The organism is Pseudoalteromonas obscura (assembly GCF_030135505.1).
In the GTDB taxonomy this organism is placed as follows: Bacteria; Pseudomonadota; Gammaproteobacteria; order Enterobacterales; family Alteromonadaceae; genus Pseudoalteromonas; species Pseudoalteromonas obscura.
This window is the reverse complement of record NZ_JASJUT010000012.1, coordinates 171294-195534: the sequence shown is the minus strand read 5'-3', so window position 1 is coordinate 195534 and position 24241 is coordinate 171294. Positions and strand designations below refer to the sequence as shown.

Below are 24241 nucleotides of genomic sequence, written 5' to 3'. Positions count from 1 at the left end.
GCATCAAATCGAAATGGACCAAATAACAACACGAAGTGGGTTTTCCTTAATCTCTATATCTTAAGTAATTCACTTTATTCATTGTCTTCCACTATACCTGAGAAATGCCAATTGCTGTACAATTGAGCTTAGAACACACTCATTTAGCAAGAGTCATCATGATTGCACAAGATACGATAGCAGCTCAGGCAACCGCACCCGGCCGTGGCGGTGTAGGGATCATTCGAATTTCAGGCACAGCAGCGAAGTTAGTTGCAGAAAAAATCTTGGGTAAATGCCCAAAGACACGATATGCCGAATATTTACCATTTAATACCCTAGCTGGAGAGCAACTCGATCAAGGTATCGCATTGTTTTTCCAAGGACCGAATTCCTTTACCGGAGAAGACGTATTGGAATTACAAGGCCATGGTGGTCCAGTTGTCATTGATATGCTGCTTAAAGAGATCAGCCAAATTGACGGCGTCAGACTGGCTAAACCTGGTGAATTTTCTGAACGTGCATTTATGAATGATAAGCTAGATTTAACCCAAGCGGAAGCGATTGCTGATCTTATTAATGCCACCAGTGAACAAGCAGCAAAGAGTGCTCTACACTCGTTGCAGGGAGACTTCTCAAAGCATATTAATGTGCTGGTAGAGAAAGTGATCCACTTGCGCATGTATGTTGAAGCAGCGATTGACTTTCCAGATGAAGAAATCGATTTCTTGTCTGATGGTAAGGTAGCTGGCGACTTACAAGCAATCATCACACAATTAGCCGAGGTTCGGCGTCAAGCCAAACAAGGCAGTATCATGCGCGAGGGTATGCGTGTTGTTATAGCTGGGCGTCCTAATGCAGGTAAGTCATCTTTGTTAAATGCGCTAGCAGGTAGAGAAGCAGCCATCGTTACAGATATTGCAGGCACTACCCGAGATGTTTTAAGAGAGCATATTCATATTGATGGTATGCCACTGCATATTATCGATACAGCAGGGCTTCGTGATAGCCCGGACAAAGTCGAACAAATCGGGATCGAACGAGCTTGGGAAGAGATCAGCGGCGCAGATCATGTTTTATTTATGGTCGATGGTACAGATACCCAAGAAACCGATCCACTGAAAATCTGGCCTGAATTTATGGAAAAACTGCCAACAGGCATGGAGATCACTGTTATTCGCAATAAGATCGATTTGTGTGGTGAGCAACAAGGGTTGTGCCAACAGGGTAATTACCCTGTTTTAAGACTCAGTGCGCAAGCCAATACTGGTATTGATACCTTGCGAGAGCATCTCAAAGCGTGTATTGGATTTACCGGTGCAAATGAAGGTGGGTTCATGGCGCGCCGCCGTCACCTTGATGCATTAGAGCGTGCAGCAGAACACTTGGAAATAGGTCAAACACAGTTAGAAATGCATATTGCCGGTGAAATCTTAGCCGAAGAACTGCGCTTAACTCAGCAACATCTGAATGAAATTACTGGAGAATTTACATCAGATGATCTACTAGGCAAAATATTCAGTTCATTCTGTATCGGCAAATAACCTATGAGATACCCGATGCGTGAGCAGCGGGTATCCTATCGCCAAGTTACTTACTAGATACCAGCGGCGTTACACCTTTAATACCCAAATTATGTAGCAATTGGATTGCGCCGTATTCAAAATCATACAAGCTGTCTGACACGACTTGATGATTCGCGGTGATCACTCGAATACCAAGCGGTTCTACCATCGCAGCATTTACCCCCCAAAACCCGGAATGACCAACGCTTGTAAAGCCATTCATTTGGTATTTTGCCAATGCCAATCCATATGACTGCGACATATTTTCTCCTGAGAATATAGGCATCCAATGCGATTGAATCGCTTCATTGAGTTTAGGATCTTGAACCAAAGTCCGCTGGTGGAGTGCTGTAAAATACAGATTAAGATCGTCAATAGTTGATACTAATCCACCCCCGGCCCAAGCAAACGAAGTATTCACGCCTAATGCTACAATATTGTGATTTCCATGTAGTGCAGGTGGAACATGCTCAACATCAGAAATATTGAAGTAATGTTCAACAATTTTATCATCACCCCTTGCCGGCTCATGTTGATCCATATAAGTATTATTCATACCTAGAGGCAAATACACCCGCTCATATAGTAATTGCTCGAAGCTTTTTCCAGTATATTGCTCTAGTGCCCAAGCCAGAATGTCCGTATTGCTGTTGCCATATAGATGCTGCTCACCCGGCATATTATCAAGCGACTGCGTGATACCTCGTCGCAATAGATCTTCAATTAACAGATCGGAATGCCATACAGCAGGAATATCTTCTCCTGTGCCTAGCAACGCAGCTTGAAAAGACCTTGTGTCTGGCGCGTTCAAATCTGATAGGTAAGAAACAAAGTCTTCAATACCACTAGTTTGATCCAACAATTGTCGTACCGTGATCGCCCCACCCCGTTTAACACCATTGAGGACATGAAAATCTTCCACTTGATAACCCTTGGGCATATCCGATTCTGAGACTAGCTCAGCAAGTGTGGTATCAAGTGTAATAACACCTTCATCAATCAGGGAAAAAGTTACACCAGCACTGAGGGTTTTTGAAATACTTGCAATACGAAATGGTGTATCTACCGATAAAGGGACTCGATCATCTTTATCTCTATAACCGACAGCTCCACGCCATACTAGGCCCTCAATGCCAAAATCGATAAGTGCTTGCATCCCGGGAACCAGTTCTGTCGATTCACTGTAAGTGTCGCTGAGTAATTTGTCTAACTGCGGGAAAACAGCCTCTTCAAGACTTTGCGCAGTGACAATAAAGCGCGACTTTTCCTTCAAACGCCATATATCATTTGCTTCAATTTCAAATATATACTCCCCTGCTTTGGCTGGTAAAGTCACCTCGATGGATTGATCTTTATTGCCATCAACTTCAAGGGTTGCCTGATCAGGCCCAGAAATTTGGCGCCATTTAATGTCCTGTAAATTATTGTCTTTATCACTTACAACAGCCGTCAATGACAATTGCGTTGTGACAATCGCACTATGATTTGGCTGCGCAACTTCAATATTGGGTGCATGGTTATCGTCATTGCAGCCAGTCAATAAACTGCAAATCAAGCCAGGTAACACTAAGTTTTTTGGTTTCATTTCATCGCTCCTTTGATCAATGAAGCGATCTTAGTGCCTAATTAGCATGCAAGACTGTCTAGAATTCGTTTAAAAGTGAGAATAAATGTACACATTTCATACAAAGCAATGAATAACAGAGAAAGGTTTGTACTTCTCAGACACTACTATCAAAGTAATATCGGACATAATGAACATACTCATATTAATAAAACACCCAGTTTGCAGAGGAAAACGATCAATTTTTACTAGCTCAGTACAGAAAACCCTCACTTCAGTTCTCAAAAATAACTAAAAACACGATCTTTTAGAATATTTTTTTATATAGATCTAACTTTATAGATCCAAAAAAACAAGATCGCCCCCGCAAATAAGATCATTGTTCATGCACAATTATCCACACACTGGCATTTCGCTGTACATCATTAACTTTAGGAGCCAATGAAAGGCAAAGTCTTCGCATCCCACCACCTACTTACACCCTGCTTATCCACAATTATTAAAGAATTACCGCAGCAGGAATAATTTATTTACACTTTTAAAATCAATACCTTATTAAGGTTAACCCACAAAAGAGTGAAATTTCATCTAATTATTTTTATCCCAAGGCTGAAGTAACACTTTACTTCTTTTTGATCCCTATTATCATGAGCCGCATATACAGAGAGATATTGAGAAACGATGAGTAATATTGAGATCATTATTGGTAGCCAAATGGGCTCAGCTGAATATGTTGCAGAGCAATTAGCTGAGGATCTAAATGCCCGCGCTTTAACATGCAATGTACATGAACAGCCAGATTTGTCTGAATGCGCAAGTAATATATGGCTACTTGTGACCTCTACTTATGGTGCAGGTGATTATCCTGAAAACCTATTGCCTTTTATCTCACAACTTGATGAACAAGCAGATCTAAGCCATGTCCGCTTTGCCGTTGTTGGTATAGGCGACTCAAGCTATGACACCTATAACCATGCAGCCATGAACAGTGAAAAGCTTTTAATTGAAAAAGGTGCGCAAGCGCTTTTGCCAACTCTAAAGATAGATGTATTAGATGAAGCATTACCTGAAGATACCGCGTTAGCTTGGTTACCTCAGTTTAGTGAGCTGGTAGTAAATAGCTAAACAAGATCAGTTCTTCATAAGTTATCCACATTTTCTTATTTTTGAAACACCGTATGTGGATAACCTTTGATCTAACTGCTGATCTAGCATTACTTATCCATTGGATAAATTTAATCGGATTTGTGGCTGTGAATAAATAGGCTATTTGATCAAAGCTTATCCGCCCTTAGATCCGATCTAATTCACACTATATGATCTGGCTTAAGTCCATGGCTCACAATAGGAATATAACCTTATTCACAGATCTAGCCTTGACTAAATATAAGATCAATAAAGATCTTTAAAAAGATCCTTATATATTTTAAGTGATCCATTTTTGGCCTTGGCTAATATTTAATCGTTTCACTTCTGCGTTTTTCTAGGTAGAATACGCACCCTTTCGAAATTTGCTGGTTGTTTTTAAGTAGGATCCCGTAAATGATTTATCATGAACATTTTGACGTAATCGTGGTTGGTGGCGGTCATGCTGGTACAGAAGCTGCGTTGGCAGCTGCACGTATGGGTATGAATACCTTATTGTTAACTCACAATATGGATACTTTAGGCCAAATGTCTTGTAACCCAGCGATCGGCGGGATCGGCAAAGGTCACTTAGTGAAAGAGATCGACGCACTTGGTGGCGCTATGGCACAAGCGATCGATAAAGGCGGGATCCAATTTAGAACGCTTAACTCATCTAAAGGTCCAGCGGTAAGAGCAACAAGGGCACAAGCAGATCGTGCATTGTACAAAGCAGCGATCCAAGATACTTTGCAAAACCAAGAAAACTTAAAAATATTCCAACAAAGTTGTGATGATCTGATCGTAGAACAAGATCAAGTCAAAGGCGTGGTAACGCAAATGGGTTTGCGCTTTAGTGCACAATCCGTAGTACTGACTGTAGGTACATTTTTAGGTGGTCAGATCCATATTGGCCTTGAAAACTACAAAGGCGGTAGAGCAGGGGATCCTCCTTCAATTGCACTAGCACACCGTTTACGTGAATTACCGTTCAGAGTAGATAGACTTAAAACTGGTACTCCACCACGTATTGATGCGCGTACTGTAGATTTTTCAGTTATGCAAGAACAACCAGGTGATACACCGACACCTGTATTCTCATTTTTGGGTAAACAATCAGATCATCCTACGCAGATCCCTTGTTATATTACTTATACGAATGAGAAAACCCATGATGTGATCCGTGAAAACCTTCATCGTTCACCTATGTATGCCGGCGTTATAGAAGGGGTCGGACCGAGATATTGCCCATCAATAGAAGATAAAATTGTGCGCTTTGCTGATAAAGAAAAGCACCAGATCTTTGTTGAGCCTGAAGGCCTAACATCCTATGAGCTATATCCTAATGGTATTTCCACCAGCTTACCTTTTGATATTCAGTTGGACATTGTCCGCTCGATCAAAGGGTTTGAAAATGCTCATATCTGTCGCCCGGGTTATGCCATTGAATACGACTTTTTTGACCCCAGAGATCTAAAACAATCTCTTGAAACCAAATTCATCAATGGTCTGTTCTTTGCTGGTCAAATTAATGGTACAACTGGCTATGAAGAGGCGGGTGCACAGGGTTTAATCGCTGGTATGAATGCTGCGTTGCAAGTTAAAGGAGAGGATCCTTGGACACCTCGTCGTGATGAAGCCTATACAGGTGTACTGATTGACGATCTAGCAACCTTAGGCACAAAAGAACCTTATCGTATGTTTACCAGCCGTGCCGAGTACCGTTTGCTTCTACGTGAAGATAACGCAGACTTGCGCCTTACAGAAAAAGGTCGGGAGCTAGGCTTGGTAAATGATGAGCGCTGGGCAGCATTTAATAACAAGCTAGAAGTAATGGAGCAAGAAGCACAACGTCTTCGCTCTACTTGGATCCACAAAGATCATGAAGCGTTAGATCAAGTCAATGCACTGCTCAAATCGCCGCTGACGCGAGAGGCTAGCCTCGAAGATTTGATCCGCCGTCCTGAAGTGAGCTATCGCGAGCTTATGGCCATTGACGGCTTAGCCAGTGAACACGATAACTGGCCTGCTCTTGAGCAGGTCGAAATTCAGACTAAATATGCTGGATATATAGCGCGTCAACAAGATGAGATTAATAAACAGCTTCGCCACGAAGAAACTTTGCTACCAGCCGAATTTGATTATAGTCAGGTAAGTGGGTTGTCTAACGAGGTGGTTGCTAAGCTTACTGATGCGCGTCCACAAACGATTGGCCAAGCATCGCGTATTTCTGGTATCACCCCAGCCGCTATTTCGCTATTATTAGTCTATCTGAAAAAGCAAGGGCTGTTGCGCAAGTCTGCGTAACAGCAATGGAAAACTGTGTTATTAGAACAACTCAATGCTTTGTTGGCTGAAACAGAGATTTCGCTGACCGAAAATCAAAAACAGCAGCTTGTCGATTATGTCGGGTTGCTCGACAAATGGAATAAAGCCTATAACCTGACTTCTGTACGTGATCCGAAAGAGATGATGGTTAAGCATATCTTGGATTCACTGGTTGTTGCACCACACCTTACTGGCAAACACTATATTGATGTTGGCACGGGTCCGGGGCTACCAGGTATTGTATTGGCGATCGCATTGCCCGACACTGAATTTGTGTTGCTTGATAGCCTTGGAAAAAGAGTACGTTTTTTAACCCAAGTAAAACATGCGCTTGGACTAAAAAACGTGACACCAGTGCAGTCTCGTGTTGAAGAATATCAGCCAAGTGTTAAATTAGACGGTGTACTGAGTCGTGCATTTGCGTCCCTGCAAGATATGGTGCAATGGTGTACACATTTGATTGACTCATCAGGACGATTTGTTGCACTGAAAGGAATGTATCCGCAAGATGAATTAAATTGTCTGCCTGAAGGCATTTCTTTAGAGCAAAATATCACCTTGCAGGTACCTAACCTTGAAGGTGAACGTCATTTAATTATTCTTACTAAAGACTAAACTCGAGGACACTGTGGCTAGAGTCATTGCAATTGCAAACCAAAAAGGTGGTGTTGGCAAAACAACCACTGCGGTTAACCTTGCTGCCTCGATGGCGGCAACGAAAAGAAAAGTACTGCTGATAGATTTGGATCCACAAGGCAATGCCACCATGGGCAGTGGTGTTGATAAATATAGTGACGTGGCAACTATCTATGATCTGCTGATCGAAGAAACACCCATCAAAGAGGTGATCTGTACAGACACTTCTGGTGAGTATGACCTCATTTCGGCCAACGGTGATGTGACCGCTGCGGAAGTGAAGTTGATGGAGCTGTTCGCCCGTGAAGTCCGTTTGCGTAACGCCATTGAGTCTATTCAAGACGACTACGAGTTTATTTTCATTGACTGTCCTCCTTCATTAAATATGCTAACCGTCAACGCAATGGCTGCTGCTGATTCTGTTATGGTGCCGATGCAATGTGAGTACTATGCATTAGAAGGATTGACGGCATTGATGGATACCATCACGCAGCTGTCGAAATTGGTTAACCCTGAACTGCAAATTGAAGGGATTTTACGTACCATGTACGACCCTAGAAATCGATTAGCGAATGATGTATCAGAACAGCTTAAACAACATTTTGGTGAAAAAGTTTACCGCACTGTGATCCCAAGGAATGTGCGCTTGGCTGAGGCGCCAAGTTTTGGTGCGCCAGCGATGTATTACGATCGTGCGTCAAGTGGTGCCAAAGCATACCTTGCACTGGCTGGAGAAATGTTACGCCGTCAAGAAAAACAAGCCGCTGCTGTAGCTTAAGAGGATAAAAAACAACATGTCGGTGAAAAAAAGAGGATTAGGTAGAGGCTTAGATGCATTATTAAGTTCTGCTAAGCCACCTTCAGGTATGACTCCCCCTGAAGAAACGAAAGTGCAAGCTCCAGAGCTGGCACCAGCCCCTGATAGCCAACAGTCAGAAACATCAGATCAAGAATTACAGCGACTGCCGATCGAATTTTTGCAGCGTGGTAAGTATCAACCGCGTAAAGATATGTCAGAACAAGCACTTGAAGAGTTGGCAAACTCAATACGTGCGCAGGGGGTGTTACAACCTATTGTCGTTAGACAACTAAGTTCTGAACAGTATGAAATTATTGCGGGTGAACGTCGTTGGCGTGCTTCACAGCTTGCTGGTTTGGACGTTGTACCGTGTATTATCAAAGATGTGGAAGATGATGCCGCAGTAGCGATTGCGTTAATAGAAAATATTCAACGTGAAGATCTTAACGCCATGGAAGAAGCGGTTGCGCTAGATCGATTGCTCACTGAATTTAATTTAACCCATCAGCAAGTTGCTGATGCTGTAGGTAAATCACGTACAACTGTGACTAACTTGTTACGTTTAATCAATCTCAATGATGATGTAAAAATCTTGTTAGAACATGGTGATATAGAAATGGGCCATGCTCGGTGTCTATTATCACTACAAGGCGAAGCTCAATCAGAGGCTGCTCGCACTGCGGTTGCAAAAGGACTGACTGTGCGTGAGACCGAAAAGCTGGTTCGTGCCATGCAAGAGCCTGTGGCTAAAAAAGAAACAAAGGAAAAAGACCCCGATGTCAAACTGTTAGAGCAACAGCTTGCAGAAAATTTGGGGGCGAAAGTCGAGATCAACTACAATCAAAAAGGCAAAGGAAAGCTGGTTATATCCTACGCAGATCTTGATGAACTAGACGGTATTCTTGGGCGGATCCACCCAGATTTACAACAACCCTCCTAAAGGTCAAAATTGCGGCGGATTGAGTGCTTAATTTATACCTCATTTCGTCGCGTCAAGTTGCAAATTGAGCAGAAATCAGTATAATTTCGCCAGTTTTTATACCCTGATAAATTTTAGCGTCATTAAGGTTAATATAAAGTGACTCATTCGTTAGCTGGCCCGTATAGACGCGCCGCATTAAAAGGTGTCTTGCTTCAGGGTATCGTAGCATTAGTAGCTGCAGTAATAGTTTTAGTAGGTTGGGGAGTACAAGCCGGTATGTCAGCGTTGGTTGGCGGCTTTGCTATTGTGCTTCCCAATTTAGTATTTGCTTTGTATTCATTTCGATTTGTCGGAGCGAGCAAAGCGAATCAAGTGTATGACTCGTTAAAACGAGGCAAAGGATTAAAATTTTTGCTAACCATTTGCATGTTTGCACTGGCGTTTAAACATTTGAGTGTCATGGCGTTGCCATTTTTCTGCTGTTACATACTAGTGATGTTCTCGCAGTGGCTAGCACCGATTTTTTTTAATCATTAACTTTTGGGATAAAACATGGCTGCAGAAGAAGTTACTCTATCAAGCCATATTCAGCACCACTTGACCAATGCCAAGATGTGCTCGACCGATGCCGGTCTTGCCTTCAATAAAGCATGTGCGGATAGTGGATTCTGGACATGGCACGTAGATACCCTCGCATGGTCAATCGGTTTAGGTCTGGTTTTTTTATGGATCTTCCGAAGCGCCGCTAAAAAATCCACTACTGGTGTACCTGGCAAATTTCAGTGCTTTATTGAGATGATTGTTGAGTTCGTTGGCGACAACGTACGCGATACTTATCATGGTAACAGCAAGCTGATTGCCCCATTAGCCCTAACAATTTTTGTTTGGGTGTTCTTAATGAACTTAATGGACTTGGTTCCTGTTGATTTCCTACCTGCATTTGCTGGCTTTGTTGGCGAAACTGCATTTGGTATGGACTCACACGATGTATACATGAAAATTGTACCGACAACTGACTTAAATATGACGGCAGCACTGGCTATCGGCGTATTCCTTCTGATGATCGGTTATTCAATTAAAATCAAAGGCATCGGTGGCTTTATTGCTGAGCTAACACTTCACCCGTTCAGCACTAAAAACAAGATTGGTATGATTTTCCTTATCCCTTGTAACTTGTTACTTGAAACTATCGCGCTATTTGCTAAGCCTTTCTCGCTAGCACTGCGTTTGTTCGGTAACCTGTACGCGGGTGAAATGATCTTCATCTTGATCGGTGCAATTGGCTTAATGCAGTTACCACTGCACTTTATCTGGGCTGCTTTCCACATCTTAGTTATCGTTCTACAGGCATTCGTATTTATGATGCTTACGATCGTATACCTGAGCATGGCAAGTGCAAAAGATAGCCACTAAGAATATAATTTTTAAAAGATTTTTTAACTTTAACTTTAATTTACAAATGAAACTTTGGAGAAAAAAATGGAACTAGTATTAGGTCTTAAGCTTATCGCTGTTGCTTTACTTATCGGCTTCGGTGCTATCGGTACTGCTATCGGCTTCGGTAACATGGGTGGTAAATTCCTAGAAGCATGTGCTCGTCAGCCTGAGCTTGCACCTTCACTACAAGTTAAAATGTTCATCCTTGCTGGTCTAATCGATGCGGTAGCGATGATCGGTGTTGGTATCGCTATGTACATGTTGTTCGCGCTTTAATTTTTTAGACAATAGCTGAATCGAACAACTGTCAAGTAAGGAGGAGCGGTCGTGAACTTAAACGCCACTCTAATAGGTGAATTAATTGCATTTACGGTATTCGTACTTTTCTGTATGAAATACGTATGGCCACCGCTAAATAGTGCAATTGAAGCTCGCCAGAAGAAAATTGAAGATGGTTTAGCTGCCTCTGATAAAGCTGAAAAAGATCTTGAGCAAGCGCGTGAAAAAGCTGCTGAGCAGCTTAAAGAAGCAAAGACTCAAGCGGCTGAAATCATTGAGCAAGCTAAAAAGCGTGCTGCGCTTATCGTTGACGAAGAAACTATTCGTGGTCAACAAGAGCGTGAGAAGATTATTGCTCAAGGACACTCTGAAATCGAAACAGAGCGTAACCGTGTGAAAGAAGAGCTACGTACTCAAGTAGCTAGTCTGGCTTTGGTTGGCGCAGAAAAGATTTTAGAGCGTGAAATCAATCAAGACGCACACAGCGATATCGTTGATAAGCTAGTTGCTGAGCTTTAATTAGGAGGGTATGAGCATGTCTGAATTGACTACTATCGCTCGCCCATACGCTAAAGCGGCTTTTGAACTTGCTGTTGAAAAAGGCACAGTTGAAGCTTGGAATGAAATGCTGTTCTTCGCGGGTCAAGTGACCAGCGATGAACAGGTTCAGGCGTTACTGGGTAGCATCGCTACTCAGGCTGAACAGTCTGAAATCATTATCAAGCTATGTGCTGAACAACTCGACGAGCAAGGTCAAAATCTTATCAAGCTGATGGCCGAAAATGAGCGTTTATCTGCAGTCCCTGCAGTTGCTGAATTATTTGCTGAATTTAAAGCAGATTATGACAAAGAAATTGACGTTGACGTGGTTTCTGCAACTGAACTTGCGCAAGAGCAGCAAGATAAATTGGGCGCTGCGTTAGAGAAACGTTTCGCACGCAAAGTTAAGCTGAATTGTAGCATCGATGAAACCGTGGTAAGCGGTTTGGTTATTAAGGCTGGCGATACCGTAATTGACGGTAGCGTACGCGGTAAATTAGACCGCTTAGCAGTGTCGCTACAATCGTAATTGGGAAAAAGAGCATGCAACTTAATTCCACAGAAATTTCTGCACTGATCAAGCAGCGTATTGAGCAGTTTGAAGTTGTAAGTGAAGCACGTAACGAAGGTACTATCGTATCTGTTACTGACGGTATCATCCGCATCCACGGTCTAGCTGACTGTATGCAAGGTGAGATGATCGAGCTTCCTGGCAACCGTTATGCTATCGCATTGAACCTTGAGCGTGACTCAGTAGGTGCGGTAGTTATGGGTCCTTACGCAGACCTTAAAGAAGGCGTAAAAGTACAATCTACAGGTCGTATCCTTGAAGTACCAGTAGGCCGTGGTCTACTAGGTCGTGTTGTTAACACTCTAGGTGCACCAATCGATGGTAAAGGTGCACTAGACAACGATGGTTTCGAACCAGTTGAAAAAATTGCACCAGGTGTAATCGAGCGTCAATCAGTAGACGAGCCAGTACAAACTGGTTATAAGTCTATCGATGCGATGATCCCAGTTGGTCGTGGTCAGCGTGAGCTAGTTATCGGTGACCGTCAGACTGGTAAAACTGCACTTGCTATCGATGCTATCATCAACCAAAAAGACACAGGCGTTAAGTGTGTGTACGTAGCGGTTGGTCAAAAAGCATCTACTATCGCAAACGTAGTACGTAAATTAGAAGAGCACGGTGCACTTGAAAACACAATCGTTGTTGTTGCATCTGCTTCAGAATCAGCAGCGCTACAATACCTAGCGCCATTTGCTGGTTGTACTATGGGTGAATACTTCCGTGACCGCGGTGAAGACGCGCTAATCGTATATGATGACCTGTCTAAGCAAGCTGTTGCTTACCGTCAGATCTCACTACTACTTAAGCGTCCACCAGGTCGTGAAGCATACCCAGGTGACGTATTCTACCTTCACTCACGTCTTCTAGAGCGTGCATCACGTGTAAACGCTGATTACGTTGAGAAGTTCACTAATGGTGAAGTGAAAGGTAAAACAGGTTCATTGACGGCATTGCCAATCATTGAAACTCAAGGTGGTGACGTTTCTGCATTCGTACCTACTAACGTTATCTCAATCACCGATGGTCAGATCTTCCTAGAAACTGACTTATTCAACGCAGGTATCCGTCCAGCTGTTAACGCTGGTATCTCGGTATCTCGTGTAGGTGGTGCAGCGCAAACGAAAATCGTTAAGAAACTAGGTGGTGGTATCCGTCTAGCACTAGCTCAGTACCGTGAACTAGCAGCGTTCTCTCAGTTCGCTTCTGATCTTGACGATGCAACACGTGCACAGCTTGAGCACGGTGAGCGCGTAACAGAGCTAATGAAGCAGAAGCAATACGCACCTATGTCTGTTGCTGAAATGTCTCTGTCTCTATTTGCTGCTGAGAAGGGCTTCCTTCAAGACATCGAAATCAACAAGATTGGTGATTTCGAAGAAGGCCTAATTGGTTTTGCAAACAGCACATACGCAGCGCTGATGACTCAAATCAACGAAACTGGTAACTACAACGCTGAGATTGAAGCGCAACTTAAAGAACTTCTAGAGAAGTTCAAGTCGACGCAAACTTGGTAATTTAGTTATTCATGGTGACTTCGGTCACCACTGATTCGGAGAGAGAGTCATGGCCAGCGGAAAAGAGATAAAAAGCAAGATCGGGAGTATTAAGAATACTCAGAAGATCACCAGCGCGATGGAAATGGTTGCCGCTTCTAAAATGAAGAAGGCACAAGACCGTGTGGCGTCAAGCCGTCCATACGCTGAGAACTTACGCAAAGTGATCGGTCGTGTTGCTCAAGCAAATCTTGACTTTCATCACCCGTTCCTTGAGGACCGTGATGTAAAGCGAGTTGGTTATATTGTTATCTCAACTGACCGTGGTCTATGTGGTGGCTTGAACTCAAATGAGTTTAAGAAAATCACACAAGACGTTAAAGCGTGGAAAGATAAAGGCGTTGATGCCGAATTTGCTACTTTAGGTAGCAAGGCAGCTGGTTTCTTCCAACGTTTTGGCGGTGAGTTACTCGCTAAAAAAGCGGGTCTTGGAGATGCACCTTCAATTCAGGATGTAATTGGTCCTGTAAAAGTAATGCTAGATGCATTTGCTGAAGGTAAAATTGACCGCTTGTTCGTTGTGTACAACAAATTCGTTAACACGATGAAGCAAGAGCCAACGATCGAACAGTTATTACCTTTGCCAAAAGCTGAAGAAGAAGTATCAGCCCACGCTTGGGATTACTTATATGAGCCGAGCCCAGAAGCGATCCTAGAGACGCTATTGGTACGTTTCATTGAGTCTCAGGTGTACCAGGGTGTAGTAGAAAATGCTGCATCTGAACAGGCTGCCCGTATGGTTGCGATGAAAGCCGCAACTGATAACGCAGGCGACCTAATGGATGAGCTGCAACTTGTTTACAACAAAGCACGTCAGGCTGCAATCACACAAGAGATCAGTGAGATTGTTGGCGGTTCGGCTGCTGTATAACGCTTCGGCAAAGTTTAACGAGAGGAATAGACATGAGTTTAGGTAAGGTCGTCCAAATTATCGGCGCCGTTGTGGACATTGAGTTCCCACAAGACAACGTGCCAGCCGTATATGACGCACTAAAAGTTACAGAAGGCGACCTAGCTGGTTTGACACTAGAAGTGCAACAGCAGCTAGGTGGCGGTGTGGTACGTGGTATCGCACTTGGTACTACTGACGGTCTACGTCGTGGTATCTCAGTAGAAGGCACAGGTGAGCCAATCAAGGTTCCAGTTGGTACAAAGACCCTAGGTCGTATCATGGACGTACTTGGTCAGCCTATCGATGAAGCAGGTCCAATTGGTGAAGAAGAGCGTATGTCAATTCACCGTGCTGCGCCTTCATACGAAGATCAATCAAGTTCAGTTGAGCTACTTGAAACAGGTATCAAGGTAATCGACCTTGTATGTCCGTTCGCGAAAGGTGGTAAAGTTGGTCTATTCGGTGGTGCCGGTGTAGGTAAAACCGTAAACATGATGGAACTTATCCGTAACATCGCAATCGAGCACAGCGGTTATTCTGTATTCGCAGGTGTTGGTGAGCGTACTCGTGAGGGTAACGATTTCTACCATGAGATGAACGACTCAAACGTACTAGACAAAGTATCTCTAGTATATGGTCAGATGAACGAGCCACCGGGTAACCGTCTACGTGTTGCACTAACGGGTCTAACTATGGCTGAGAAGTTCCGTGACGAAGGTCGTGACGTACTTTTCTTCGTAGATAACATCTACCGTTATACTCTTGCAGGTACTGAGGTATCAGCACTACTAGGTCGTATGCCTTCAGCGGTAGGTTACCAGCCAACTCTTGCAGAAGAGATGGGTGTACTACAGGAGCGTATCGCATCAACTAAGACTGGTTCAATCACTTCAATCCAAGCGGTATACGTACCTGCGGATGACTTGACTGACCCATCGCCAGCTACAACGTTCGCGCACCTTGACGCAACAGTAGTACTTTCACGTGACATCGCGTCTCTAGGTATCTACCCTGCAGTAGACCCACTAGATTCAACTTCACGTCAGCTAGATCCTCAAGTAATCGGTAACGAACACTATGAGACTGCACGTGGCGTTCAGACTGTACTTCAGCGTTATAAAGAGCTGAAAGACATCATCGCGATCCTAGGTATGGACGAGCTATCTGATGAAGATAAGCAAGTTGTATCTCGCGCACGTAAAATCCAGCGTTTCCTATCTCAGCCGTTCTTCGTTGCTGAGGTATTCACTGGTGCACCTGGTAAATACGTATCTCTTAAAGACACAATCTCTGGCTTTAAGGGCATCCTAAACGGTGATTACGATGATATGCCTGAGCAGGCATTCTACATGGTTGGCTCAATCGACGAAGCAGTTGATAAAGCTAAAAACATGTAATTAGGAGGTTGTTATGGCAATGACAGTACAACTTGACGTAGTTAGCGCAGAACAGAGTGTTTTCTCTGGTGCTGTTGCAACGATTCAAGTAACAGGTAGTGAAGGTGAACTAGGTATTCACCCTGGCCACGCGCCACTCCTGACTGGCCTAAAACCTGGTATGGTTCGTTTGGTTAAAGAAGATGGTGCTGAAGAGATCATCTACGTTGCAGGCGGTACGCTTGAAGTTCAACCTAAGACGGTAACTGTTCTAGCGGACGTTGCTATCCGTGGTGAAGAGCTTGACGAGCAGGCTGCTGAAGAAGCCAGACGTGAAGCTCAAGCGCAAATGTCTTCAGGTTCTACTGCTGACCTTGATTACGATCGAGCAGCTGTACAGCTTGAAGAAGCGCTTGCACAGCTACGCGTTATTCGCCAGTTGCGCAAATAACCAACCACCTATTTGGTTTAAAGCCCACATGCTAATGGCATGTGGGTTTTTTTTATGCCTCAGGTTTGAGACGAGTACTGAGCTCACCTAATGCTTATCAAAGCGAATACAATACTACTGTGTTTTTTCCCCCTTACTATGTTATGTTATATTTTTAGCTTAGATGAGCCACCTAATTATCGCGTATGGCTGTTCACGTATAACTTAGGTTAATAATTATAAATAATTACTGTTAGGGTGCACGCTAAAGGCCGTACTCACTTTATTGCATAATTAAAAGCAATGAGTTACAACGTTTAACATATTTGCTTGAGTAAAAAATTGCTTTAAGTAAAATGGTGATTTGTTAGGACCCTGTTCGTGTAAAATTCATCATGAATGAAGTGAGATTTTCTAGGCAAGTAAAGGAAGTAAAATTTGGCGAATGGGTGCTGGATCCCAAGCGTCAGTGTATCTCTGATGGCGATACGACACGGGAATTGGAGCCGCTTTTATTTCGTTTACTGTGCTATTTGATCATTAATAATGAGCAAATTATCACTCGGCAAGATTTGGTAGATGACGTTTGGAACCAAAATTTTGTTGATGATAATGCGATTAACCGTGCTATGTCTGAGTTGCGCAAAATCCTTAAATCAGACAAACAGCGTGGTATTGTAGTTAAAACCCATTACCGAAAAGGATATAGTTTTTTTCTCGAACCACAGATTATTTACCACCCAGATCAACCTTCCAGTACTTCTCCTGAACCAAACCTCGATAGAACGATTACCACCCCTTTAGACGCGATAACTCGCGAGATACCAGAACAGCCTAAAGCCCAGCGGCGTAAACGCTTGAGTTGGCTGTTGGCAGGGGCTGCGGTACTTGGTGCTGTGACTTTGGCTAGCTTGGATGTTGTGCAATTTAATTTAGATTACGCTAACAAGGATGAAGGCGTGCTACAGACACTCGATCAGCCGATCAAAGAAAGTGTTTTATCATGGGTTCAAGGGCGTTATACCCTACTCAACCTATCACCGAATGATGCCATGGTGGCTTATTCATTTATTCAGCGCGATACAGATTATTACTCTCTAGTTGTCAAAAGCTTAAAGAGTGGTCATGAACGCCGATTGGGTGAGCAGGGGGTAAATTATTACCCGGTTGGTTGGTCTTCGGACTCAAGTACAATTTACTATAGAATCGTTGATGGCGATAAATGCCAAGTATGGCAATTAAGTGCTGACTTTGTGTCGGGGAACCAGTTTTTGTTTGACTGTAAGCTCAATAGCATGACCGGAGGTGGTATTAATCAAGACCGTCTGGTGTACGCAAAAAGTGGTTATCGAAATCGCGATGAATTATCGGCATTAACCAATCGAGATTTATTAACGGGCGAGGAGTTTCAGATCACCTCGCCAAACTTGAACTCTTATGGCGATCGGTTTTTAGCCTATGTGCCAGAAAAGGAGATTATCTTATTTGAAAGGCGTCAATACGATATCAATGAACTCTATATGACTGACCCTGATGGTGGTAATCAAGTTAAGCTCTATGAGTCTCAGTCTCGTATTTGGACCTTAAACTATGACGATAAGTCTGGGCAGTTAGTTTGGTTTGATAACTCTCAAAACATTGTTTACAGCTTTTCTCTAGAAGAAAAAAGGCTAGTGAAAGCGCAAAAGTTAATGACCGAGCAATCCTATGCCAACTATGAAACTCTTAACAGTCGCGAACTATTGATGACCAGTTACCCCTTTGTTATGGATATCTATACCCTAGATATTCAAGATAGGATACTGAGTCCTCAAATTAAGAGTATTCGAGAGGATGCGGCTGCAATAGAGGTGCCCAACGGCTATTTATTTTTAACTCGAATTGGTCATTTATATCGGATTAATTTTAAGGCTAATGATGGTCAAGTATCCGCTTTGGGGTTACCCGATTCAGATTACAAAACTATCAGATACAACCGTGCTGCTGATGAGCTACTGATCCATTACGCCAATAAAATCGAAGTTTACACATTGGATGATTTGACGTTGAAAATGGCTAAGCCTGTCAACGGGACCATTGTATCTGCAGAGTATTGGAGTGAAAGTGAAATAAGCTATACCGTTGTCGATGAGACAAAGGTGAACAGCAAAGCTTATGTGCTTTCCAGTCTAGATGAAAAAGTGCGAGAGCTGCCAACTCAAAGCACGCTATGGCTTGATAAAATAAATGACACTATGTTAGTAACCTTGTCATCCAATGATATTTTGTCTGCATTTGATTTACGCACTGGTGAGGTGGTACATAATTTGGAGTTACCACCAGCCAAATACAAACACTCTGTCACTATCTTAAATGGGCATATTTATCACTCGGATGGAGAGAGCATTCATAAAATAGACTTCGCGACTGAGTCTATTATTGAGCCTATTTATACGGTAGACGAATCCAAGTTTGTCATTGACAGAGTACGCAGTTCAGACTCAGGTAGTTTAATAGTGGATATGATCGAAGTAGTTGAAAATCAACTGCTCAAAGTGTCTTTGCTAGAGACTGACACGGCCATGTAACCAAAAATACCAAATGAAATATGACAGGCAGACACTATTGTGTTTGCCTTTTTATTAATTTCTACATGCTACATTCTTCTATACTCATCTTCATTGTCCCGCTTAATTCCATTGGAAAGTTAATTTTTATTTATTGAACAAAGTACGCATGCTTGTGAGTGCCTAATTGGCCGCTGTACTTTTAGAAAAGAAATTTGCCGCTCGAAAGGCCTTGTGTGTACTTTTTTACTATTTTGAAATGATATTTGCAGTATTGCTAAATGTTATTATTCCGAATATTTCAAAGGTTATTTTTATATCAATAAAAAACAATAACTTACAAAATGTTATCGCGGGTTATATAAGGTTTAATAACTACCATTACACGCTGAGTTTGTTTATCTTGGAAACATCAAAGCACACGTAGATGTGCAAATAAAAAACAGTAATTAAATAATTAGCCCTAAGAAGCGTAATGGAATAAACAGGAGTTTAGCTATGCTACTTTTTCTAAAAACAAAAAAATTAAAATCTTTAACTCGTAATGATGCGCTAGGCGGACAGCAAACTAAGCAAATTGGTGGCGGTAATACAGATACAATTACACGTCCAATTCAACCACCTAAACCTGAGCTAAAAGTTAAATAATTAAACCCAACAACAAACCATAGTGGAGCTTGATCATGTTGCTTTCTCTAAAGACAAAGAAATTAAAAACACTGACAAACAAAGAAGTAATTGGTGCACAGCTAACAAAGCAAGTTGGCGGCGGTAATACGGATACGGTAACGCGTCCAGATACCATACAAAACTAGTTAGACAAACCAAATAAAAATAATATTAGGGGCTAGGCCATGTTGCTTTTTTTAAAAACCAAAAGACTAAAAACACTGACATCTAAAGATGCATTGGGTGCACAGCAGACAAAGCAAATTGGTGGTGGTAATACGGACACAGTTACACGCCCGGACACTAGGCCTGATCTTAATAACTAATTAATAAATTTAAAAACTATAAACCTTACAATGATATTGGAGCTGGACCATGTTACTTTCTCTAAAAACAAAGAAACTAAAAACACTGTCGAATAAAGAAGTCATCGGCGATCAGCTGACAAAACAAATTGGTGGTGGCAACACTGACACTGTCACACGCCCAGATACTAGACCTGATTGCTTAAGCGGTAAATAGCAAAGGAAGCTTTCTATCAATTGGCGCGCAGAGCTAGGTAATATAGCCGTTGGAGAAGAAGATAATAATACTCACCAACAATGTGGCACTAGACACTAAATTTACAGAATAAATTGGCGGTGAAGTTTCATTTATAGGTACTTAATTGCGTTATATACAGGGAGTGCTTGTTGGGGCTTATGACTGAATTTCACCAATTGATAGGAACTATTTTTTACGGATTGATATGAAAAGCTTATTTACTTTGTCTTTGATTTTACCAACCTTTCAGACGCCAATGATTGGTCAATTGTACCTGCAAGAGCCTGCCGTAGAATATTACTTCACCAGGGAAACAGGGACTGCTATACGTGCCAACCAGCTGGAGGTTGGCAGTTTAGTTGAAAAAGGACAGGTGTTACTGACTTTTAAAGCAAAGTCCAATAAAGGCGAAGACAAAGTATATATTTCCAACACCAATGGGTATGTGGAGTTTATTAGTGAAGAAGCCAGCACTCAGTCGCAATTGTCGTCGGGTGATTTAATGGTTAAAGTCTCGTCTTCACATGTGCTTGGCATTTATAATTTTGATAAAAATTATGATGTAAGCCAGTTAGACCAAAGCCTGTGGTTATGTACTGACCGCAAGCCGGTAAAGTTCAAGGTTGATAGTGTGTTAGAAAGTAGTTTGCTGGTTTCAGTAGAGCTCAGTCAAATGAAATATAGTGATCTTTTGAAGTTTTCTCGCGATGAAAATGTTCAATTATACCCAGATCAAAATGCTTGCGTAACCAATTAGATTTTATTGCTCAAAAGGGCTGTAAGCACAAGTTAAACATCGTTACCTATAAATCTCCGTTATCCCCTAGATACAGAACTGTGATCTGTCCTAAACGCTCTTCAACGCTATCTTTTACTCTGAAAAATAAGTTTCCAAAATAAGAACGTAGACGATATTTGAATGCGTACACCATCAAACACGAATTCATTTTGGTTCTAGCTTTCAATCTGTAACCTATTTGCGCAAAAGCGACCAACCTAAACTTCTATCGCCACTAATTTTAGTTACGCGAAAATACCTGTTCTATTTCTGAATTATGCAATCAATTGCGTCTTCTCTGCATCGAAATAATATGGCCTGTGTAGCCGTATTTTCACTTCTGAATTGCTTTAAGGTGTTGGTCCTATGTTTCTTTTTGGGGAAATGTTATCGCTGGTTATTCCCTTTTGCAGGGACTTTTTAACGGCTTCGCATATAGGGAGCACCTGAAGGGCATAGCTGATATTTTAAATATACTCCATGTGTCTACTTCGGTTTATTAAGACTTCAACTAAAGAATGTATATCGAATTTTGAAGTTGCTTTTAGCTGGTGGATTATAGCTCATTATTAAACAATACATAGTTAATTTTATTGCTAATAAATGGAGTTATCTATTTGATTTTTATTGTTATATTTCTTTATTTGATTTTTTGACTGGGCACGCTCTCAGGGATAAATTTAAACACATGACGACACGGGAGCTTGATAAAAAATCGCGCTCATTGCTTTGAATGTGAGGAAGAAAAAATGAAACCTACCGAACAAGATAGCTACAACCCATTTAAGGATGGAGAGTCCATCAGACGCATCATTGACTTGTTTGATTCAATTCATCATGCAGATGATTTAAAAGAGGCACTTAAAACTATCGCTCGTGATGTAGGGTACGATTGTTTGGCATTCGTAGACTATAGTCCACTGCCGAACCATATTCAGCCTGTGCAAGTTTATGGACACTATCAAGAAGAGCTCGCGGTGTTATTTGAAAGCGATAAAGTGCTCGCACATTCAAAATCAGGAATTAGGCTTTGTTCGCTTGCAAAGCTCACTGGTGCGCTAAACATTGCCGAGTCTTTACACGTATTACCGCTTAGGGGCATAAAAGGCATTATTGGAGCTTTAGTGTTTAATGTTCCATGTGAACTTGCTTATAAAGTGACTGTAGAGCAAGTCGACTGGTATTGGACTATCTTGTCTCCTTCATTACTTAATGCGGCATTACGGTGTCGAAAAGACCACTTCAATATTACAAAGAGAGAGCGCGATTGTGTTCTTTGGGCATCCGAAGGTAAAACGTCTTGGGAAATTAGCCAAATACTCGGTATTACAGAGCGTACAGTCAATTTCCATTTGACCAACTGCATCGAAAAGACACAGAGCGCGAATCGCCAGCAGGCTATCGTTAAGTGTTTAATAAATAACCTTATTTAGATTGATTTAGGAATACTGCTACCGATTATTTGGTAGCAAAGGGGCAAGGATGTCTTTCTACTCACTTTAACTACAACAAACCTAACGAGGTGTTTTATGAAAACTAGCAAACAAAACAAAAAAGCAGTTATCCAAGCAGAAGAATTATTGGCAAAAATTGAAGGTGGCTCATCTCTAAGCAATAACTACCCGAGTCAAAGCAAAGAGCAAGATGAACTAGGTATGGAGGCGAGTGGCCCTGGTGTTCAAATTTACGGCACACCTAACAACGACTAAAAACGAAACAGACTCGTATTAATTCACATCTGATTAGGGGCAACTTATGACGGACTTAAACCAACGTTCAGACCTTAGGGTTAATGCTAAATTTCGGCAAACATATGCTGTTTGGGAAATTACATTAAAGTGCAACCTTGCTTGTAGCCATTGTGGCTCGAGAGCAGGGGATGCCAGAGTCAATGAATTGTCCACGAGTGAGGCGCTTGACTTAGTTTGCCAAATGGCTGAGCTAGGTATTAAAGAAGTTACCCTGATTGGAGGTGAAGCGTTTATGCGACCTGACTGGCTGCTTATCGCAGCCGAAATCACCAAAAAAGGAATGAAGGCCACCATGACGACAGGTGGTTATGGTATTTCTCTTGGTACTGCTAAACGTATGAAAGCAGCCGGTATTGCATCTGTTTCATTGTCCATTGACGGATTGGAACAAAGTCATGACTTGCTGCGTGGGCGAGAGGGGGCATATCAACAGTGCTTTAAAACTATCTCGCATTTACGTGAAGTTGGGATCCCCGTTGCCTGTAATTCTCAGGTCAACAGGGAATCCGTTGCCGAGCTGCCAATGTTGTACGAAGTACTGCGAGATGCTGGTGTAACAGCATGGCAGCTTGCTTTAACTGTGCCTATGGGCAATGCAGTTGAAAACTCTCATATCTTATTGCAACCATATGAGCTGCTCGATGTTTTTCCGTTACTGGCTTATCTATCTAAACGCGGTAATAGTGAAGGGGTCCGGGTGCATATGGGTAATAACATCGGATATTTTGGTCCATATGAGCGGTTGCTACGAGAACCGATTGCGATCGATCCCAAATGGGCGTTTTCTCGCGGCTGTAGTGCGGGGCAAAATGCCATCGGAATTGAAGCTGACGGAAGTATTAAAGGGTGTCCTTCTTTGCCGTCTGACGAATATGTCGGAGGTAATATTAGAGAGCGTACATTGCAGGATATTTATCAAAATAGTCCTCAAATGCGGATAAATGATATTAATGAGCCCGAAGATGCTACACGGCATTTATGGGGAGAGTGTGGCTCGTGTGAATTTGCTTCAGTCTGCCGTGCTGGTTGTCATTGGACTGCGCATGTTTTCTTTGGCAAGCGAGGGAATAACCCCTATTGCCACCATAGAGCGTTAAAAAAAGCTGCTAAGGACCAAAGAGAGCGGTTTTACATTAAGCAAGCTGCACCAGGAAAAGCATTCGATCATGGTATTTTTGCCATTCAGGATGAGTTGTGTGTTTTCAATCATGATACTGAGCAGTTCAGAATTGAGGATGTCTCTGTCCCCGCTAGGTGGATGGAGGAAGGGCTTGACTTGATAGCAATGATAAATGAAGAAAAAACCAGTGCTATAAATAGTTATAAATCCTTGAATTTATAATGTTGCTAAATATTATATACAATTACCTTTTATAGGTATTTATATTGGTGTTGTTTATTTTAAAAAACCCAGCCATTGGCTGGGTTTTTTTATTTGCATAACCAAGCTTGGGTTGTTTATTTTTTGAACTCTGTAATTTGTTACAGTTACAATTTGTTAAAGTGTTTGCTATTTTTTTATCATGTTTTAAACAAGTTTATTTATATTTTTTTTTATCTGGCTATATTTATCAGTTTTTTAAGTAGTTTAATGTTTACGATAAGTCGATTTATCGATACATCATAATGAATATAAATAATCTCATAACTTGGAGGCTGTCATGGTAGAACGCGTAATCATCATCGATTAAGTACAAACAGTACAAAAAAGGATTAACACAATGAATATTAAAACAAATTATAACTTGGAGGCTGTCATGGTAGAGCGCGTAATCATCATCGACTAAGTACTAACGGTACAAAAAAGGATTAACAGAATGAATATTAAAACAAATTATAACTTGGAGGCTGTCATGGTAGAACGCGTAATCATCATCGATTAAGTACAAACAGTACAAAAAAGGATTAACACAATGAATATTAAAACAAATTATAACTTGGAGGCTGTCATGGTAGAG

Annotated in this window: 25 protein-coding genes; 24 read left to right on the top strand and 1 reads right to left on the bottom strand. The window is 42.0% G+C overall.

Annotation, left to right across the window (positions count from 1 at the left end):
• Positions 1-158: 158 nt before the first annotated feature.
• A complete protein-coding gene (gene mnmE, locus QNM18_RS22450; RefSeq protein WP_211013369.1) occupies positions 159-1523 on the top strand; it encodes a tRNA uridine-5-carboxymethylaminomethyl(34) synthesis GTPase MnmE in 1365 nt (454 codons plus the stop codon).
• A 46-nt stretch (positions 1524-1569) separates the two neighbouring features.
• On the opposite strand, the gene QNM18_RS22445 is transcribed toward mnmE, so the two are convergent.
• A complete protein-coding gene (locus tag QNM18_RS22445; RefSeq protein ID WP_284138488.1) occupies positions 1570-3129 on the bottom strand; it encodes a serine hydrolase domain-containing protein in 1560 nt (519 codons plus the stop codon).
• A gap of 660 nt (positions 3130-3789) precedes the next feature.
• On the opposite strand from QNM18_RS22445, the gene mioC reads away from it, so the two are divergent.
• From mioC to QNM18_RS22330, 23 genes are all read left to right on the top strand, one after another.
• Positions 3790-4233, top strand: a complete 444-nt coding sequence (gene mioC / locus QNM18_RS22440; protein ID WP_211013367.1) for an FMN-binding protein MioC — start codon at positions 3790-3792, stop codon at positions 4231-4233.
• Positions 4234-4650: 417 nt separating this feature from the next.
• Complete coding sequence (gene mnmG, locus QNM18_RS22435; RefSeq protein ID WP_211013366.1) at positions 4651-6540, top strand: tRNA uridine-5-carboxymethylaminomethyl(34) synthesis enzyme MnmG; 1890 nt, start codon at positions 4651-4653, stop codon at positions 6538-6540.
• A gap of 15 nt (positions 6541-6555) precedes the next feature.
• Positions 6556-7176, top strand: coding sequence for a 16S rRNA (guanine(527)-N(7))-methyltransferase RsmG (rsmG, locus tag QNM18_RS22430; protein ID WP_211013365.1), 621 nt, complete (start codon positions 6556-6558; stop codon positions 7174-7176).
• Positions 7177-7189: 13 nt separating this feature from the next.
• Positions 7190-7975, top strand: coding sequence for a ParA family protein (locus QNM18_RS22425; RefSeq protein WP_023400943.1), 786 nt, complete (start codon positions 7190-7192; stop codon positions 7973-7975).
• Between the two features lie 16 nt (positions 7976-7991).
• On the top strand, positions 7992-8936 hold the full coding sequence (locus QNM18_RS22420) for a ParB/RepB/Spo0J family partition protein (protein WP_211013364.1): 945 nt from the start codon (positions 7992-7994) through the stop codon (positions 8934-8936).
• A 138-nt stretch (positions 8937-9074) separates the two neighbouring features.
• Positions 9075-9455 (top strand): ATP synthase subunit I, encoded by a 381-nt coding sequence (locus tag QNM18_RS22415; protein WP_211013363.1) that lies wholly within the window; start codon positions 9075-9077, stop codon positions 9453-9455.
• A gap of 15 nt (positions 9456-9470) precedes the next feature.
• Positions 9471-10331 (top strand): F0F1 ATP synthase subunit A, encoded by an 861-nt coding sequence (gene atpB, locus QNM18_RS22410; RefSeq protein ID WP_023400940.1) that lies wholly within the window; start codon positions 9471-9473, stop codon positions 10329-10331.
• Positions 10332-10397: 66 nt separating this feature from the next.
• Positions 10398-10631 (top strand): F0F1 ATP synthase subunit C, encoded by a 234-nt coding sequence (gene atpE / locus QNM18_RS22405; protein WP_023400939.1) that lies wholly within the window; start codon positions 10398-10400, stop codon positions 10629-10631.
• Between the two features lie 51 nt (positions 10632-10682).
• Positions 10683-11153, top strand: a complete 471-nt coding sequence (gene atpF, locus QNM18_RS22400; RefSeq protein ID WP_023400938.1) for a F0F1 ATP synthase subunit B — start codon at positions 10683-10685, stop codon at positions 11151-11153.
• Between the two features lie 16 nt (positions 11154-11169).
• Positions 11170-11703: a F0F1 ATP synthase subunit delta gene (atpH, locus tag QNM18_RS22395; RefSeq protein WP_211013362.1), complete on the top strand. Its 534-nt coding sequence runs from the start codon at positions 11170-11172 to the stop codon at positions 11701-11703.
• Positions 11704-11717: 14 nt separating this feature from the next.
• The gene (gene atpA / locus QNM18_RS22390) at positions 11718-13259 is read left to right on the top strand and encodes a F0F1 ATP synthase subunit alpha (RefSeq protein ID WP_023400936.1); all 1542 of its coding nucleotides are present in this window, start codon (positions 11718-11720) and stop codon (positions 13257-13259) included.
• A 49-nt stretch (positions 13260-13308) separates the two neighbouring features.
• Complete coding sequence (gene atpG / locus QNM18_RS22385) at positions 13309-14169, top strand: F0F1 ATP synthase subunit gamma (protein ID WP_023400935.1); 861 nt, start codon at positions 13309-13311, stop codon at positions 14167-14169.
• A 32-nt stretch (positions 14170-14201) separates the two neighbouring features.
• On the top strand, positions 14202-15587 hold the full coding sequence (gene atpD / locus QNM18_RS22380) for a F0F1 ATP synthase subunit beta (protein WP_023400934.1): 1386 nt from the start codon (positions 14202-14204) through the stop codon (positions 15585-15587).
• Positions 15588-15600: 13 nt separating this feature from the next.
• On the top strand, positions 15601-16017 hold the full coding sequence (locus tag QNM18_RS22375) for a F0F1 ATP synthase subunit epsilon (RefSeq protein WP_211013361.1): 417 nt from the start codon (positions 15601-15603) through the stop codon (positions 16015-16017).
• Positions 16018-16391: 374 nt separating this feature from the next.
• Positions 16392-18563, top strand: coding sequence for a winged helix-turn-helix domain-containing protein (locus QNM18_RS22370; protein ID WP_211013360.1), 2172 nt, complete (start codon positions 16392-16394; stop codon positions 18561-18563).
• 477 nt (positions 18564-19040) lie between these two features.
• Positions 19041-19190 (top strand): hypothetical protein, encoded by a 150-nt coding sequence (locus QNM18_RS22365; RefSeq protein WP_211013359.1) that lies wholly within the window; start codon positions 19041-19043, stop codon positions 19188-19190.
• A 35-nt stretch (positions 19191-19225) separates the two neighbouring features.
• Positions 19226-19357, top strand: a complete 132-nt coding sequence (locus QNM18_RS22360) for a hypothetical protein (RefSeq protein WP_282099845.1) — start codon at positions 19226-19228, stop codon at positions 19355-19357.
• Positions 19358-19396: 39 nt separating this feature from the next.
• A complete protein-coding gene (locus QNM18_RS22355; RefSeq protein WP_211013358.1) occupies positions 19397-19537 on the top strand; it encodes a hypothetical protein in 141 nt (46 codons plus the stop codon).
• Positions 19538-19586: 49 nt separating this feature from the next.
• Positions 19587-19733: a hypothetical protein gene (locus tag QNM18_RS22350; RefSeq protein WP_211013357.1), complete on the top strand. Its 147-nt coding sequence runs from the start codon at positions 19587-19589 to the stop codon at positions 19731-19733.
• 226 nt (positions 19734-19959) lie between these two features.
• Entirely contained in the window at positions 19960-20511 is a 552-nt protein-coding gene (locus QNM18_RS22345) for a hypothetical protein (protein WP_211013356.1), read from the top strand.
• 770 nt (positions 20512-21281) lie between these two features.
• Positions 21282-21965, top strand: coding sequence for a helix-turn-helix transcriptional regulator (locus tag QNM18_RS22340; RefSeq protein ID WP_211013355.1), 684 nt, complete (start codon positions 21282-21284; stop codon positions 21963-21965).
• Between the two features lie 96 nt (positions 21966-22061).
• On the top strand, positions 22062-22241 hold the full coding sequence (locus QNM18_RS22335; RefSeq protein WP_211013354.1) for a hypothetical protein: 180 nt from the start codon (positions 22062-22064) through the stop codon (positions 22239-22241).
• A 46-nt stretch (positions 22242-22287) separates the two neighbouring features.
• Entirely contained in the window at positions 22288-23625 is a 1338-nt protein-coding gene (locus QNM18_RS22330; RefSeq protein WP_211013353.1) for a radical SAM/SPASM domain-containing protein, read from the top strand.
• Positions 23626-24241: the final 616 nt, after the last annotated feature.